Raw genomic sequence first — 16,271 nt, 5'->3', positions numbered from 1 at the left:
TCCCTCACGACCGTGGAAGAGCCCGTGCCTCGCTTCAGCGTCATCGTTCCCGTCTACAAGGTCCAGGGCTACCTGCGCGAGTGCCTCGACTCGATCCTGACGCAGTCCTGCACCGACATCGAGGTCATCGCGGTCGACGACTGCTCACCCGACAACTGCGGCAACATCATCGACGAGTACGCGGCGCGCGACGCACGGGTCACCGCGGTCCACCTGCCGCGGAACGTCGGCCTCGGCCGGGCACGCAACGCGGGGGTCGGCCACGCCACCGGCGAGTATCTGCTCTTCCTCGACAGCGACGACAGCTACACCCCCGGAGCACTGCGAGCCATCGACGAGCGGCTCGCCGTCACCGACGACCCGGACGTTCTCGTCTTCGACCATGTGCGCACGCACTGGTGGGGCCGTGGCGGCAGGAGCATGACGGCGGATCTGCTCGCCTCCGCGGGCACGGACACGTTCGACATCATGAGCAGTCCCCAGTATCTGCATCTGTTCCTGGTCGCCTGGAACAAGGCATACCGTCGTGACTTCTTCACCGGCCACGGATTCACCTACCAGCAGGGTCTCTACGAGGACGCCCCCGTCACCTATCAGGCGTTGATGTGCGCCCGCCGCATCGCCTGTCTCGACCGGGTGTGCGTCCAGTATCTGCAGCGCAGGCGTGGCGCGATCACCCGCACCCCGGGACGCAGGCACTTCGACATCTTCGCGCAGTACGCGGGGTTGTTCGCGTTTCTCGACGAACACCCGGAACTGGACGGGGCGAGGCCGCTCCTCTTCGAGCGGATGATCAACCACTTCCTGGCGACGATGCCGCTCGGCGAGCGAGTACTGCCCGAGGACCGGGCCGCCTTCTACCGGGAGACAGTGGGGTACTACCGGCGCTACAAGCCGGACGGTTTCACCCCGCCGGACGATACCTACCGCACCCAGTGGCGCCTGCTCCCCGGCAGCCCCTACCCCGTGTTCCAGGCCTGCGTGCTGGCTGAGCGGCTGCGCAACGCATTGCTCCGCAAGAAGAGCGAGGTGCGCAAGGCGACCACACGGCGGATCAACAGAGCCATCGCCGGGACCCAGCGCCGGCGCCCGCTCGATCCGAATCTCGCCGTGTACTCGGCCTTCTGGCACCGCGGTGTGCTCGGCGATCCGGCTGCCATCCATGACGTGGCACGGATGCTGGCCCCGCACATCCACCCGGTGTGGGTGGTGCGGCCGGACGACGTGGAGCGGCTCCCGGAAGGCATCGACCACGTCGCCCCGGACACGCCTGGTTACCACCGGGTGATGAGCCGCGCCACGTATTTCGTCAACAACGTCGACTGGACACACGGCCTGGTGAAGCGCCCAGGGCAGATCCATGTGCACACCCACCAGGGGACACCCCTGGGACACATGGGCGTCGACCTGCTCGGCCGCCCGGCCGCGAAGTACCACGTCGATGTCCGTGCGATGCTCCGGCGTGCGGACCGCTGGGACTTCAGCCTGGTCTCCAGTCCGTACGCGCAGCAGATCTGGGACCGCGCCTATCCCTGTCACTTCACCTCACTGCCGACCGGCGCCCCGCGCAACGACGTGCTGGTGCGGGGGGACGCGTTGCGGACGGTCGCCCTGCGCAAGCGGCTCGGTGTCCCGGACGGCAACGCCGTGGTGCTCTACGCCCCGACCAGGCGCGACCACCGCAAGTCGTACGTGCCGCGGCTCGACTTCGAGCACCTGGTCAGGGAGCTGGGGCCGGCGGTCACCCTGCTCGTCCGTCTGCACCCGAGGGACACCAAGGCCGAGATCCGTGGTCTGCAGCTGCGCGACCTCCAGCGGCGCGGGCAGCTCCTCGACGTCACCGACGAGCCCTCGGTACAGGACATGATGCTCGTCTCCGACGCCCTGGTGACCGACTACTCGTCCCTGATGTTCGACTACGCCAACACGGACCGCCCGATCATCGTCCACGGCGACGACTGGGCGGCGTACCGGGCGGCCCGCGGCGCCTACGTCGATCTGCCGGCCGAGCCGCCGGGCCATGTCTCCACCAGCACCGAAGAGCTGACGGATCTGTTCGTCTCCGGGGCATGGCAGGACGCGCGCTCCGCCGCTCTTCGCGCCACCTTCCGCCGACGGTTCTGTCCGTACGACGACGGGCACGCGGCCGCCCGGGTGGTCTCCCTGATCATGCTCGGCCAGGAGTACCCCCTGTCGGCCATCCCTCAGCAGGACGCACGACAGCTCCGAGGCGCCGCGCACCCCGCAGTCCCGGACGGCACACGATGACCAGGGCCGCAGCGTGGGCCACCGGCCTGTCCTTCCCGTCACCTTCCGCTCGCCGCTCCGGTCCGAACGCCCAGGAGATCTCCGCCATGTCAGCCACAGCGCCCCGTTCCCGGCTCCATTCCTCAACGGCGGCAGCCAGGGCCCACGAGCTGTGGTCGCGCGTGCCGCCGGCGCTGCGGTTGCCGCTCGTCGTCTACCTTTCCTGCCAGGCCTGCTACTTGCTGTGGTGGCTGGCGTTCTACCCAGGCCTGATCGACTACGACGCGCTCGCCTACACCTGGCAGGTCACCACCGACCACTGGATCTCCAATCACTCGGTCCTCTACAACTCCCTGCTCTGGCTGTCCCTCAACAGCAACGGGGGCTTCGCTGCGCTGACGCTCCTGCAGACGGTCGCGATGTCCGCGGTACTCGGTTACACGTGCGCGAGCCTGTGCACACTCGGCGTACGCGGACGGTGGAGCGCACCGGCCGCAGTGGCCTGCGCGGCGGCTCCACCGCTCGGTGTGTTCACCGTCTACGTGGGCAAGGACGTGCCGTTCACGACCTGTGCGGTGCTGGCCTTCGCCGTGACGGTACGACTGGTGGGCAGGCGGTTGCAGGGGAGGTGGAACGGCCACCTGCGACGCTCCGAACTCCTGCTGCTGTGCGTCGCGTTCCTCGGAATCGGCCTCTTCCGCAACAACGGCTTCCCCGTTGCCGTGATCGCCGCCCTGAGCCTTCTTCTGGTGCTGCCCGGGGCCCGCCGCATGATCGCCGTGCTGGTCACCGTCACCACCGCCGTGACACTGACGCTGATGCTCGTGGTCTATGCGGCGGTCGGTATCCAGAAGCCGCCCAAGACGCTGGTCTACAACCTCCACTACGCCGACCTGGCGGTGACCTATGCGCAGGCGCCGGGCCTGTTCACCCAGGATGATCTGCGGTTGATGGCCCGGGCGGCGCCGCTCTCGGACTGGCGTACGACCGGAGCCACCTGCTTTGCCTCCGACCCGCTGTACCGGAAGCTGAACAGGCATGTCACCGATCAACTCACCGAACCCCTCGTGCAGTTGTGGTGGCGCACTCTGCGCAAGGCCCCCCAGAAGGTGATGGGCGCGCGGATCTGCCGCGGGCACATCGCCTGGGCCGTCTTCCCCGGGCCGCAGGATCAAGGAGGCAGGACGTACAACTCCCTCAACTGGGTGAACCCGGTGTTCTACAAGTGGTATCCGGAGATGCGGACGAGCCCCTACCGGCAGGCGGCCCAGCCCCAGCCCCCGTCCCAAGCCCTTCACGACGTCGGCGTCTTCGCGTATGCCGCCTCGCGCGTTCCCCAGCTGGAGTGGCTCCTGTGGCGCGGCGCGATCTGGTGCTACGCCACCTACGTGCTCGTCACCCGGCTCGCCCGGGCCCGTGGCTGCCGCCCCCTGTTCGCCCTGGCGGGCGTCACCCTCGGCAATCAGCTCACCGTATTCGTCGCGACCCCCTCGCCGTGCTTCCGCTACATGGCGGCCCCCATGTTCATCGGCGTGCTCTGCCTGTCACTCATTCCCGCGCTGCGCGGTGCCGGACGCCCCGTCGTCCCGCCCCCGGCGTCCCGAGCGACACCGTCCACCACCGCAGCGACCTCACCCACCTCACCGAAGAACGTGGAGTACATCCCGTGACAAGCGCACGGAGCAGCTGAAACTGCTCGGTGTCCCGAACGCCCAGGAGATCTCCGTCCATCCCCCACAACAAGTCCGTTCCGGCCGGTCCGATGTGAAGACGGCCACGAAGGCCCGGGCCCTCTCGTCGCGCGTACCTCCGGAACTACGGTTGCCGCTGGCTGTCTTCCTCTCGTGCCAGGCCTGCCACCTGCTGTGGTGGGCGGCCTTCTACCCGGGGCTGATGAGCATGGACTCGGTCGTCTACACGTGGCAGGTCACCACCGGCCACTGGCGCTCGGACCACTCGGTGCTCTACAACGCGCTGGTCCGGCTGACCCTCGGCATCACGGGGGACCTCGCTGCGCTGACGCTGCTGCAGACGATCGCGATGTCCGCGGTACTCGGCTACACGTGCGCGAGCCTGCGGACTCTGGGTGTACGGGGGCGATGGAGCGCACCGGCCGCGGTGGCCTGCGCGGCGGCTCCACCGCTCGGGTCCTTCACCGTCTTCGTCTGGAAGGACGTGCCGTTCACGATCTGTGCGGTGCTGGTGTTCGCAGTGTCGGTACGGCTCCTGGGCAGGCGCTCGAACGGCACGTGGAACGGGCATCTGCACAGCTCGGAGCTCTTGCTGCTGTGCGCCGGGCTCCTGGGCGTCGACCTCTTCCGCAACAACGGCTTCCCGATGTCCGTGATCGCGTCACTGGTCCTGCTCCTGGCGCTGCCCGGAGCCCGGCGCATGATCGCCGGCCTCGCTGCCGCCACCACATCCCTGACGCTGCTGCTCATGCTCGTTGTCTATCCGGCGGCCGGCGTCGAGCAGCCGAGCAAGGCATTCATCTACAACTTGCACTACGCCGACCTGGCGGTGACCTATGCGCAGGCGCCGGGCCTGTTCACCGCGGATGATCTGCGGCTCATGGCCGGGGTGGCGCCGCTTTCGACCTGGCAGGGCGCCGGCACCAACTGCTATGTGTCCGACGTGCTCTACTACAGTCCTTCGCTGAACCGGGCCGCGGCCGACCGGCTCGCCGAACCGCTGGTGCGGTTGTGGTGGCGGGTCCTGCGCACGTCCCCTCAGCAGATCTTCGACGCGCGGCTGTGCCGAGCGCACATTGCCTGGGCCGTCTTCCCCGGACCGCGGAGCAAGAACGCCAGGACATGGACGTACGGCACATCGATCCCCGCAGACCTGTGGGGATTCCGCTCGATCCAGGACAGCCCGTACCGACCGGTGCTCACGGCCCGGCCGCTGTCCCAGACCCTCAACCACGCGGCCACCTTCGGCCGCTCCGCCTTCCGCGTCCCCCAGCTCGAGTGGCTCTTCTGGCGTGGCGCCACCTGGTGCTACGCCACCTACGCGCTCGTCGCCCTGCTCGCCCGGGTCCGCCGCTGCCGTCCCCTGCTCGCCCTGGCGGGCGTCACCCTCGGCGTGCAGCTCACCGTGCTCGCAGCTAATCCCGCGCCGTGCTTCCGCTACATGGCAGCGCCACTCTTCATCGGCGTGCTCTGCCTGTCGCTGTTCCCCGCCCTATGGGCCTCGGCCCGATTGGATCGTGTCGATTCTTGCACGTGGACCAGTAACGCACGACCATGCCCACGGCGGTTTATCTGAAAGGGCATCGAAAGACATGGCCTATGACCCTCAACAGCGGTTCTTGAGCTTGGTTCCCGGCGGAAACGGAATCATCTACGCGATTCAGGCCGACGGAAACCTGTATTGGTATCGGCATATCAATTGGACGACGGGCACCCCCGCCTCCTGGGCAAATTCTGGCGCCCCTCGACTCATCGGCACCGGATGGCAGAAATTCCGTTTCGTCCTGGCCGCCGCCGATGGACAGATCTTCGCGTTCCTGCCCAACGGGGACCTTATTTGGTACCGATATATCCTGTCCAACCTCGGCACCGGCGCCGGGAGCTGGCACTCGGCAAGCGGCAGTCGTATCGGTACCCAGTGGAACTTCCCGCGTGTCATCGGCGGGTGGGGGAACGTCCTCTACGCGCAGGACGGCAACGGGGACCTGCGTTGGTACAAATATACCGGCACCAACGGCTCCTTCAGCTGGGCGGCGAATTCGGGTGCCAAGATCGGCTCGAAATGGCAGCCCTACACCCAACTGTTCGCCGACCCGAACGGCGTTATTTTTGGAACGCGGCACGGCAGCGCGCTCAGCTGGTTCCGCTATCTCAGCTCGACTGGAACGTTCAACTGGGCGAACGGTGGCGCGCCTGTTGACACCACAATTTTGGGGCCGTTCGAGAGGGGGCTTTTCTCCAATGGTTCCGGTGCCGTGTACAAGATCAACACGAGCACCGCCAACCCGCCGGGCCCCGACAATCAACTCCAGTGGTATCGCCTGCTCAACTCCGAGACCGTCGATACCAGCGGCGTTCAATGGGCCAGCGGTTCCGGCGCTGTGGTCGGCTCGGGTTTCACCCGCGAGAATTCCGCGGCGTTGCAGGGCTACCCGACGTCACTGTCCACTCGGCAGGGCACGAGTCTCGGCATCCACGTCTCCACGACGTTCCCTTCGTACACGTCGTCCACCGTTCGCCTCGCTCCTGCCCCCGGTGGCCCCGTCACCGTCACACCGCCCGCTACTCGAACCGGGCAGTTCCAGCTGCTGCAGAGCGGATATCACAGCGCAGGGTGCGGGTGGAATCCGTCCTTCTCGGTATCTGTGGGGTCCGGGGCGAGCTGGCCTTCGGGCGTATACGCATCACAATTGAAATCACCTCAGGGTAAAGAACACAACGTGATGTTCGTCGTGCGGCCCTCAACGCCACAGCGACAGATCGCCGTCCTGGTGCCGACCAATACTTATAACGCCTACAATTTCTGGGGCGGGCACAATCAATATACGACCGGCCAATCCGGTGCGCAGCGGACCGTCACCCTGCAGCGCCCCAATATGGGAACCTCGTGGGACAACTCCTATGTGACCGCGACCGGAATCATCGACCACCTCCTCTACAGTGACCTGCTGCTGTTTCGATGGATGAGCTCACAGGGCATCCAGTACGACTGCTACGCGGACAACGACCTGCATGCGACGGGTGCCGGCTGGCTGCGGACACCCGCGCAGGGCGGAAATTACAAGGCGCTGGTGCTGACCACCCATCCCGAGTATTTCACGCAAACCGCGCGTGACAACATTGCTGACTTCCAGAACAACGGCGGCCGCATCATCTACCTGGGCGGGAACGGAATCTACGAACGGATGCAGTACACGCCGGACGGTAACGCGGTCATTTTTCGACGGCCCAACGGCTCACGAGATGTTTTCGCAGATTCCGGACAGTCCGAATCGCAGATCCTGGGCGTATCGCACTTCCCACCGACGTATATGTCCTTCGCTCCGTACGAGGTGCGCGACACCGCTAACAATCCTTTTACGGCGGGAACCGGTCTGAACGTGGGAGACGCCATTGGCAGCGTCTCCTACGACATCGCCGCCAGCGGCTGGGAGGTCGACCGTCGACAGGCCGCCGTGCCCGGATCCGTACTGATCGCGGAAGGGCTCAATAGTTCGGGCGGGGCCGAAATGCTCTACGTGCCGCCCGTTTCCCCCAAGGGCTGGGTGTTCACGGTCGGCTCCCTGTCCTTCACCGGCAGCATTCCGTTCGACACCGCGATCCAGAAGATCCTGCTGAACGTTTTCGCGAAAGCGGTGGCCTAGTGTCCTGACTTACGAGATCAGGTACCGACGACGGGGAGAGGAGAGAACATGAAGGAGACCTCGCGTCGCACCGTACTGGTCGGCGCCGCGGCCACGGTGATTGCGCTGGGCCTTCCCGCCTCGACTGCTGGTGCGGAGTCCGGGCAAGAGGAACCGCCGGCTACCGCGAAAGGGAAACGGCAGGCGACCAGCACCTGCGGAAATCTGGGCAGCACGAAGGTCTGCGTCACGGCACGAGAAGTCCAGGACGTAACCGGCCTCCAGTACGTCATCACAAATGGCGGCGCCCGGCCGATGACCTACACGGTGTGGTACGTGGATACGACCGGGGGGCCTGAATCAGGCAGGGTCACGGAAACGGTGAAGGCAGGGGAGACCGCTACCGGCTACTTCTATGGCGCCATCCAGCACTGTTTCACCCTGCATGTGTGCGAAGAGGCTGGGACCGCCTGCATCACCCTCGGCCCTGTTTGCGGCGAAGAGCCGGCAGGCTGGTAGGGGAGAAGAAGAACGGGCCAAGTCCCCGAACCCACACACCCCTTGGGTCGTTCCACAACACATGATGCAGAACAGTGAAGCGCCGCTCGCTCCGGTTCGGATCGCAGCCGGGGCCCAGGTCGACGAGTCGGCCGCGGTGGGCCCCGGCACCGCCGTGTGGGAGCTCGCCCAGATCCGTGAGGCGGCCGTGCTGGGCGACAACTGCGTGGTGGGGCGGGGCGCCTATGTCGGCCCCGGAGTCCGGATCGGCGACGGGGTCAAGATTCAGAACCATGCCCTGGTCTACGAGCCGGCGGAGCTCGGCCACGGTGTCTTCGTCGGTCCCGCGGTCGTGCTGACCAACGACCACAACCCGCGCTCGGTCGACCCCGAAGGGCGGCCCAAGAGAGGTGCCGACTGGGAGCCCGTGGGGGTCACGGTCGCCGAGGGCGCGTCGCTCGGCGCGCGATCGGTCTGCGTGGCTCCGGTCCGCGTCGGCCGCTGGGCGATGGTGGCCGCCGGTGCCGTGGTCACACGGGACGTGCCGGACTTCGCCCTTGTCGCCGGCGTCCCGGCCCGTCACATCGGCTGGGTGGGGCGTGCGGGCCTGCGGCTCAGCGAGGTCCCCGGCTCGACCGGGATGTGGGAATGCCCGGGCACCGGCGTCCTGCACGTCGAGAACGACGGCGTTCTCACGGAGGTCTGATGCGAGAACGTCGCCTTGGGTCCGGCTGCGGCGGACTTCATCCGGAGCCTCCGATCCCGGCGGCGGTGGCGGCTGGGCGGTCCGGGCTCTCCTGGATATCGAGCATGAGGGCGCCGACGAGAAAGTGAATTCCGGTGAGGATAGGCAGGGTTGCCAGCAGGACACTTCCTGCGCTGGCGCTCGCAGGCCCGAGCGTGTGGACCAGTACCCACGTGCTTGCCGCGCTGCCGAAGGCGATCAGGAACAGTCCCGCCAGGAGCAGAAGAGCGATCGGCGAGAAGGAGAAGACGACGTACTTCAGGACGACGCGTCGTCCGGACCCGCGAGCCAGCTGGCCAATCAATGCCGGAATGACCTTGTGCATCCGCATGGTTGACACCTCATCCCCGTAGACCGCGGGAATCGGGACGTCGCAGGCCGGGATCCGGAGGATGTTCAGATTGATCAGCAGGTCGTTCTCGAATGAGTAGTCCTTGGCCACGCGGTCGAGGTTCAACCGTTCCAGCGCCGCCCGGTGGATCGCGGTGTACCCGTTCTGGGGGTCGAACAGGTGCCAGTACCCGGATGCCAGCTTGGTCAGGAAAGAGAGGATGACGTTGCCGAGAATCCGGTGTTTCGGCATGCCGCGGTAGGAGTCGCGCGAGTAGAAGCGGTTCGCCTTTGTGAAGAGAGCGGTCCCGTCACAGATCGGAGCCAGCAGGGCGGGAAGATAGGCCGGGTCCATTTGCCCGTCGCCCGCCATGACCACCGAGACGTCACACCCCAGCCGCAGTGCCTCCTTGTGCCCGTCGCAGACAGCTCCACCGACTCCGGTGTTTCTCTCGTGCTGGATGAGAACCACCCGCGGGTCGCCGGCGTCGATCGCCTCGACGGCCGTCGAGTCACTGCTGGCGTCGTCGATCACCACGATATGGTCGACGAAATCGGGCGTGGTGTTGATCGTCCGGGCGATCAACTTTTCCTCGTTGTACGCCGGCACCACAACCGCGACTTTCATATTTCGATACACGGAGAAAAAACCTCTCACGGTTCTTCAACTGGAGCCCGTCTGCGACGATGGGCTGGAGCACGGGGGAAGGTACCAGAAATCGTACGGAAACTGTGGGACACCGTTTGCCGCTTTTCCTCGGCTGATACGACAAGGTTCCTCCTTGTGGGAGGGCTGTGCTACCTGATCGATGTCGGGACGCTGGTCCTGCTGCACGGCGGACTTCGTATGCCGTTGGCCGCGGCCACCTCGCTGGCGTTCGTGACCGTGCTGGCGGTCAATTTCGGCCTCAACAGGTCCTTTGTATTTCGCAGCGGCGCACTGGCAGGACCGGCCTTTGCCAAATATCTTGTGCTCGTCGGGCTGAATTACAGTGCAACTGTGGCGACGGTCACCGGGTTGACAGCTCTGGGGCTGCCCTATGTGGCGGCGAAGACCACGTCGACCATCGTCAATGCGGTGGTGAATTACGGCGCATTTCGGTGGTGGGTCTTCAGGTCGCCCGGTGTGCGAAGCCACGGCAGTCCGGGCAGGCCCGAGCCGACCCGACTGCCGTGACCGGGCACCTCACGACCGCTGGGTGACCGCCGCCAGATTCCGCGAGTGCGGGCTCTGCAGCGGCAGATCCGTCTTCCGCCGTGCCGAGTCGAGGACCGCCTCGGCGACCTCGACCGTCCTCAGCCCCTGCTCGAGGGTGACGATGTCCGTGCCCTTGCCTTCCACGGCGTCGCGGAACCGCTCGTGCTCGACGAACAGCGGCTCACGCTTGGGGATGGCGTACCGGACCATGTCGCCCTCGGCGGCTCCGCGGAAGGTGCTCAGCGCTTCCCACTCCGTGGCGACGGCGCCGTTGGCATGGAAGGTGAGGTCCGCGGTGAGGGTGTCCGCGATGAAGCAGCCGTGCTCGCCGGTCACCGCCGTGAAGCGCTCTTTGAGCGGGCTCAGCCAGTTCACGAGGTGGCTGACCATGGTGCCGTTGGTGAGTTCACCGACGACCGCGACCATGTCCTCGTGCGGGCGGCCGCTCTTGGAGAGCGTGCGGGCCGCCAGGGAAGCGTAGTGACACCCCGTCACCCAGCTGGTGAGATCGATGTCGTGGGTCGCCAGGTCCTTGACGACGCCCACGTCCGCGATGCGCTGCGGGAAAGGCCCCTGCCGCCGCGTGACCACCTGGAACATCTCACCCAGCTCGCCCGCCTCCAGGCGCGAACGCAGGCTCTGCAACGCCGGGTTGAAGCGCTCGATGTGCCCGACCCCGGCGATCAGACCGGCCCTGTCGAAGGCATCGACCAGTCGTCGGGCCGCAGCCGCGGAGTGGGCGAGCGGCTTCTCGATCAGCGCGCACACGCCGTCCGCGGCCAGGGCGAGGCCGATCTCCTCGTGCAGCGCGGTGGGGCAGGCGACCACGGCGTAGTCGAGGCCGAGCGCGAGCAGTTCAGGCAGGGTGGCGACGACCGGGACGCCACGTGCTGCGCCCGTGGCGTCTCCCGCCGGGTCCATGACGCCGACGAGTCCGACGCCGTCGAGCGACGACAGCACCCGGGCGTGGTTGCGTCCCATCGCACCCAGACCGACAAGTCCCGCGCGCAGGGTCTGCTTGCTCACCGGGCACCTCCGGCGACGCTCACGGCCCGGGCGACGCGCTCCAGCTCGCCCTGCCCGAGGGTCGGGTGGACCGGCAACGAGAGCACCGCGGCGGCAGCGCGGTCGGTCTCGGGCAAGGGAGGGCCGGCCGGGTCGTGGTACGGCTTCAGACGGTGGATCGGCGTCGGGTAGTACACCGCGCTGCCGATGCCCTGCCGCGCCAGTTCCCGCTGCACGGCGTCCCTGCGGCCGTCGGGGACGGCGACGGTGTACTGGTGGTAGACGTGCCGGGCGCCATCGGCCACCTGCGGCACGGACAGCCCCTCGATAAGGGAGTCGAGCACCTTGGCGTTGGCCCGCCGCTGGTCGGTCCACGCAGGCAACTGCTTCAGCTGCGCACGGCCGACGGCCGCCGCGACGTCGGTCATCCGCATGTTGGCGCCGACGATCTCGTTCTCGTACCGCTGTTCCATGCCCTGGTTCCTGAGCAGTCTGAGGATGCGGGCCAGTTCGGGATCGGCGGTGGTGATCATGCCGCCTTCGAGCGCGTGCATGTTCTTCGTCGGGTAGAAGCTGAAGCATCCGGCCTGCCCAAAGGTTCCGACGGGCTGACCGTGCAGGGCGGCGCCGTGCGCCTGGCAGGCGTCCTCGACGACGGCGAGGCCATGGCGCGCGGCGAGCGGCATCAGGTGGTCCATGGCGGCGGGATGTCCGTACAGATGCACCGGCATCAGCGCCGCGGTTCGCGGGCCGATCGCAGCCGCCGCGGCGAGCGGATCGAGGCAGTAGGTGCCGGGCGTGATGTCGGCGAAGACGGGTTCGGCGCCCACCAGGCGTACCGCGTTGGCGGTGGCGGCGAACGAGAAAGAGGGCACCACCACCTCGTCGCCCGCTCCGATGCCGAGCGCCATGAGGCTCAGCTGCAGCGCGGAGGTGCCGGAGTTGACCGCTACACAGCTACGGTCGGCGACCAGCTCGGAGAACTCCTCCTCGAAGGCGGCCACCTCCGGGCCCTGGGTGACATGGCCGCTACGCAGGACGCGTACGGCGGCTTCGATCTCGGCTTCGCCGATCACGGGCCGGGCGGCTGGGATGGGCAGGCTGGACCCGCACACGGGCAGTCTCCGTTCGAGAGCGAGGGAGTCGGCCTGCCTTTAACCGCAGTTCCGTGTCAGGGGTTTCTGATGGCACCACCAATCAACCCGGAAGGCAGTATGCGTAGGATGAGGTGATTTGCCCGCATGAGGTGCTCGCCGTCTCGGCCACGTGGCCGGCGGCCTGGTTCCACGGGAGGCGTGAAGTGATCGCGCGTTTTGGGTAACGGTCAGGTCATTTCATAACGCTCGGGTAACGCAGGTGGTTCGTGGCGAAGTCATTGACTTGGCCATGGAGTTCGACCGTTACCCCCGGCCAAAGGTTGCACTCTGCGCTACTTGAACCTCGCGTGAAGGGCTTTCTAGCGTGAGATGAACTCACGTCGAACGCCAGGAAGTTGACCAGCCATGCGCCGAGACATACCGCCCCTCGACGAGGTGCGCCGCATCACCCAGAAGAAACGGGACGCGTGGTGGACCGTGCTCCTCGTCGACCCGGTCGCCACGCCGCTCGTGCGGCTGACGGCGATGCGTACGAGGATCACCCCGAACCAGATCACCTGGGGTGCCTTCGCCCTGGGCCTCGGCTCCGCCGTCTGCTTCTGGCTGGGCGACTGGCGGTGGCTCATCGCCGGCGCCGTCGTCTACCACCTGTCCTTCATCCTCGACTGCATGGACGGCAAGGTCGCCCGGCTCACCGGCCAGGGGTCGGTCTTCGGCGCCTGGCTGGACTTCGTCTTCGACCGCATCCGCGTCATGGTGTGCGGGGTCGCGCTCATGGCGGGCCAGTACGAACGCACCGATGACGAGCTCTACATCTGGCTCGCCCTGGCCGTCGTCGGCCTCGACACCCTGCGCTACATCAACTCCCTGGAGATCTTCAAGATCCGCCACTCCATGCGCAAGCAGATCAAGGAGCGGGTCAAGGAGGCGCGGCGCGCCGAGAACGAGGCCGAGCTGGCCTTCATGGAGGACCTCCTCCGCGACAACCCCGAAGCGGACATCGAGCAGGACCTCCAGAAGGCGCGCTCGGCTCAGGGGATCGCGGAGGCCGCACCGCAGCCCGCGCCCCAAGTGGTCGACCTGCACCAGGAGTTCAGGAGCCGCTTCCCCGTATACCTGCGGTTGCGCTCGTTCCTTCTGCGTCACCGCATCCGTACGCATCTGATCAGCGGGATCGAGTTCCAGATGGGCGTCTTCATGATCGGCCCGCTGATCGACCAGGTCCTGTGGGCGACGATCGTGTCCGGAGCGCTTCTGCTCGTCTTCGAACTCGCCATCATCTACAAGCTGTTGCTGTCGACCCGCGACTTCACGCGCACGATCGACTCGTTCGCGGAGCGAGGCCGGCGAACCGCCGCGGCCTGAACGTGAGGGCGCTCGAACGTGCGGTGGTGCCCCGCCGGACCTGACGGTCCCGCGGGGCACCCCCGACGCGTACCTCAGCCCTACGCCGTCGTCACACCCCCACCCTCTCGTCCGTCACGGCCGGAGGCGGGGGAGCGGCCACCTCGTCGTGGGTCAGGTCGGGCAGCCGGTGCAGCCACTTCGGCAGATACCAGTTCCGCTCGCCGAGCAGCGCCATCACGGCGGGGAGCAGGATGCCGCGGATGACCGTCGCGTCGATGAGCACCGCGGCAGCCAGGCCCACACCCATCTGCTTGAACGACTGCATGGACAGCGTCCCGAAGATCGCGAAGACGGCCACCATGATGACCGCCGCGCTGGTGACCACGCCCGCCGTCGTCACCACGCCGTGCGTGATGGCGTCCTTGTTCGTACGTCCCTGAAGCCGCGCCTCCCGGATCCGCGACACCACGAACACGTGGTAGTCCATCGAGAGCCCGAAGAGGATCACGAAGAGGAACAGCGGCAGCCAGGAGATGATCGCGCCCACGCCCTCCGCGCCGACCAGGGACGCGCCCCAGCCGTTCTGGAAGACGGCGACCAGGATGCCGTAAGCGGCGCCCACGGACAGCAGGTTGAGGGCGATCGAGGTGATGGCCACCGTCAGTGAGCGGAACGACAGCAGCATCAGCAGGAACGCGAAGACCACGACGAAAGCGAACACCGGGACCACCGAGCCGACGATCTGGTCGTTGAAGTCCTTCGATCCCGCGACCTGACCGGTGACGGGCGCCTCGACCCCGTCGACCTTGCCGAGCGTGTCCGGCCGCACCTGGTCCCTGATCAGTGCGAGGCTCTTCTCCGCCCTGTCCTGGTCGGAGCCGCCGACCAGCGGGACGCTGATGAACGCCACGTTCTCGCGGCCGTGCACGGTGAGGTCCACCGGGCCGCGCGAGGCCCCCGAGCTGACCGCGGCCTCCCGGAAGCCGGCGATCGCGCTCCGCACCTCGGGCGCGTTGATGTCGGCGGCCCTGACGACCACCTCGGCCGGCTCGGAGCCGCCGGGGAACGCGTCGTTGAGCCGGTCGTACGTCGCCACGATCGGCAGCGAGTCGCCGAACTCCTGGTCCAGGGTGAGGTTCTGGGTCTTCATGCCGAGTGCCGGGGCGGTCACCGCGAGGAGGGCGCCGATCGCGACGACCACGGACACGGCGGGCCGGGCGAGGACGACGCGCAGCACCGCCTGCCAGAACCGGCTGCCCTCCGGAGCCCCGTTCCCGTTACGGCGCCTGCCGCGGTTCAGGAACGGCAGCCGCCCCTTCTCCACGCGCTCGCCGAGCAGCGAGAGCAGCGCCGGCAGCACCGTCACGGAGCCCACCATGGCGACCGCCACGACCATCAGTGAGGCGAGGCCCATCGCCTGGAACTCGGCGAGGCCCGTGAACAGCATGCCCGCCATCGCCACGCACACCGTGACACCCGAGACGATGATGGCCCGGCCGCTCGTCGCCGCCGCCACCCGCAGCGCGGTCTGCGGGTCGTGGCCCTTCATCCGCTCCTCGCGCTCGCGCCGCAGATAGAAGAGGCAGTAGTCGACGCCGACCGCGAGACCCACCAGCAGCATCACGGAGTTGGCGGTGTCGCTCATCGGCTGGAGGTGGCTGACGATGCCCATCAGGCCCATCGTCGCCATGATCGCGGTGACGGCCAGGGCGACCGGGAGGAGAGCGGCCACCAGTGCGCCGAACGCGATGAGGAGGATGCCGAGCGCGACCGGGACCGCCGAGTACTCGGCCCGCTGGAAGTCGTTGCCGAAGGCGTCCTCGAACGTCTTGCCCATGCTCGCGCCGCCGATCTCCTCGATCCGCAGCGAGCCATGGGTCCGCTGGACCTTCTGGACGGCCTTGAGTACCGGTTCGACGCGGTCGCTCGCCGTGCCGGGGTCGCCGCGCATGTCGAACTGGACGAGCGCGCTGCGGCCGTCCTTGGAGATCGTCTTCGACCCCGGGTCGTAGGGCGACTTCACGTTCGTGGCGGCGCCGGTGCCCTGGACCGCCTTCACGACCTCGTCGACGGCCCGCCGGAAGTCGGCGTCCGTCGCCCGCACTTCGCCGTCCCTGCCCTGGACGAGCACGGTTTCGCCCGCGGGCTCCTCGATACCGGCGTCGTCGATGATGCGCGCCGCCTGTGTGGTCTCTCCCTGGAGCTGATCGCTGTCCGACACATCGACCCGGCCGGCGGCCGTGCCGATCCCCATGGCCAGGACGACGAACAGCACCCAGATGCCTACGGCAGCCCATCGGTGCCGCACGCTCCAGCCGCCGGCCCGGGCCGCAAGGCCCCGTACCCGCGTGTCTCGGTTCCCCATGACGGGCTGCCCCCTTGTGTGCGGTGACAGCACCGTGCCGTCACCTCCGTATCGAAGGTATGGGCCCGATAAGAGGGTCTCGTCGTGCTGTCCGGTGAGCCGGCGGGGCCCGGCTCCTCCTTGCG

The 16,271-nt window shown here is 67.4% G+C and carries 12 protein-coding genes; 8 read left to right on the top strand and 4 right to left on the bottom strand.

Annotation, left to right across the window (positions count from 1 at the left end; translation table 11 throughout):
* The first annotated feature begins 24 nt into the window (after positions 1 to 24).
* The 6 genes from OG574_RS14525 to OG574_RS14500 all read left to right on the top strand — a co-directional run bounded on the left by OG574_RS14525 (position 25) and on the right by OG574_RS14500 (position 8,765).
* Positions 25 to 2,268 carry a bifunctional glycosyltransferase/CDP-glycerol:glycerophosphate glycerophosphotransferase gene (locus OG574_RS14525; protein WP_326773584.1) on the top strand — a complete coding sequence of 748 codons (2,244 nt, stop codon included), beginning with the start codon at positions 25 to 27 and terminating at the stop codon, positions 2,266 to 2,268.
* 86 nt (positions 2,269 to 2,354) lie between these two features.
* Positions 2,355 to 3,917 carry a hypothetical protein gene (locus OG574_RS14520; protein ID WP_326773583.1) on the top strand — a complete coding sequence of 521 codons (1,563 nt, stop codon included), beginning with the start codon at positions 2,355 to 2,357 and terminating at the stop codon, positions 3,915 to 3,917.
* A 223-nt stretch (positions 3,918 to 4,140) separates the two neighbouring features.
* Complete coding sequence (locus OG574_RS14515) at positions 4,141 to 5,514, top strand: hypothetical protein (RefSeq protein WP_326773582.1); 1,374 nt, start codon at positions 4,141 to 4,143, stop codon at positions 5,512 to 5,514.
* On the top strand, positions 5,456 to 7,582 hold the full coding sequence (locus OG574_RS14510; RefSeq protein ID WP_326773581.1) for a N,N-dimethylformamidase beta subunit family domain-containing protein: 2,127 nt from the start codon (positions 5,456 to 5,458) through the stop codon (positions 7,580 to 7,582). The genes OG574_RS14515 and OG574_RS14510 overlap by 59 nt, the downstream gene beginning before the upstream one ends.
* 48 nt (positions 7,583 to 7,630) lie before the next feature.
* Complete coding sequence (locus tag OG574_RS14505; protein WP_326773580.1) at positions 7,631 to 8,080, top strand: hypothetical protein; 450 nt, start codon at positions 7,631 to 7,633, stop codon at positions 8,078 to 8,080.
* Positions 8,081 to 8,141: 61 nt separating this feature from the next.
* The gene (locus OG574_RS14500) at positions 8,142 to 8,765 is read left to right on the top strand and encodes an acyltransferase (RefSeq protein WP_326773579.1); all 624 of its coding nucleotides are present in this window, start codon (positions 8,142 to 8,144) and stop codon (positions 8,763 to 8,765) included.
* A gap of 37 nt (positions 8,766 to 8,802) precedes the next feature.
* On the opposite strand, the gene OG574_RS14495 is transcribed toward OG574_RS14500, so the two are convergent.
* Complete coding sequence (locus OG574_RS14495; protein ID WP_326773578.1) at positions 8,803 to 9,762, bottom strand: glycosyltransferase family 2 protein; 960 nt, start codon at positions 9,760 to 9,762, stop codon at positions 8,803 to 8,805.
* Between the two features lie 156 nt (positions 9,763 to 9,918).
* On the opposite strand from OG574_RS14495, the gene OG574_RS14490 reads away from it, so the two are divergent.
* Positions 9,919 to 10,311, top strand: a complete 393-nt coding sequence (locus OG574_RS14490) for a GtrA family protein (RefSeq protein ID WP_165914600.1) — start codon at positions 9,919 to 9,921, stop codon at positions 10,309 to 10,311.
* Between the two features lie 9 nt (positions 10,312 to 10,320).
* Here OG574_RS14490 and OG574_RS14485 read toward each other — a convergent pair whose 3' ends face one another.
* Complete coding sequence (locus tag OG574_RS14485) at positions 10,321 to 11,313, bottom strand: Gfo/Idh/MocA family oxidoreductase (protein WP_326778484.1); 993 nt, start codon at positions 11,311 to 11,313, stop codon at positions 10,321 to 10,323.
* Between the two features lie 41 nt (positions 11,314 to 11,354).
* On the bottom strand, positions 11,355 to 12,452 hold the full coding sequence (locus OG574_RS14480; RefSeq protein ID WP_326773577.1) for a DegT/DnrJ/EryC1/StrS family aminotransferase: 1,098 nt from the start codon (positions 12,450 to 12,452) through the stop codon (positions 11,355 to 11,357).
* Between the two features lie 387 nt (positions 12,453 to 12,839).
* On the opposite strand from OG574_RS14480, the gene OG574_RS14475 reads away from it, so the two are divergent.
* On the top strand, positions 12,840 to 13,799 hold the full coding sequence (locus OG574_RS14475; RefSeq protein WP_326773576.1) for a CDP-alcohol phosphatidyltransferase family protein: 960 nt from the start codon (positions 12,840 to 12,842) through the stop codon (positions 13,797 to 13,799).
* A gap of 91 nt (positions 13,800 to 13,890) precedes the next feature.
* Here OG574_RS14475 and OG574_RS14470 read toward each other — a convergent pair whose 3' ends face one another.
* On the bottom strand, positions 13,891 to 16,146 hold the full coding sequence (locus OG574_RS14470) for an MMPL family transporter (protein ID WP_326773575.1): 2,256 nt from the start codon (positions 16,144 to 16,146) through the stop codon (positions 13,891 to 13,893).
* Positions 16,147 to 16,271: the final 125 nt, after the last annotated feature.

The sequence above is a fragment of the Streptomyces sp. NBC_01445 genome (genome assembly GCF_035918235.1).
In the GTDB taxonomy this organism is placed as follows: Bacteria; Actinomycetota; Actinomycetes; order Streptomycetales; family Streptomycetaceae; genus Streptomyces.
This window is presented reverse-complemented; position numbering and strand designations above follow the sequence as displayed.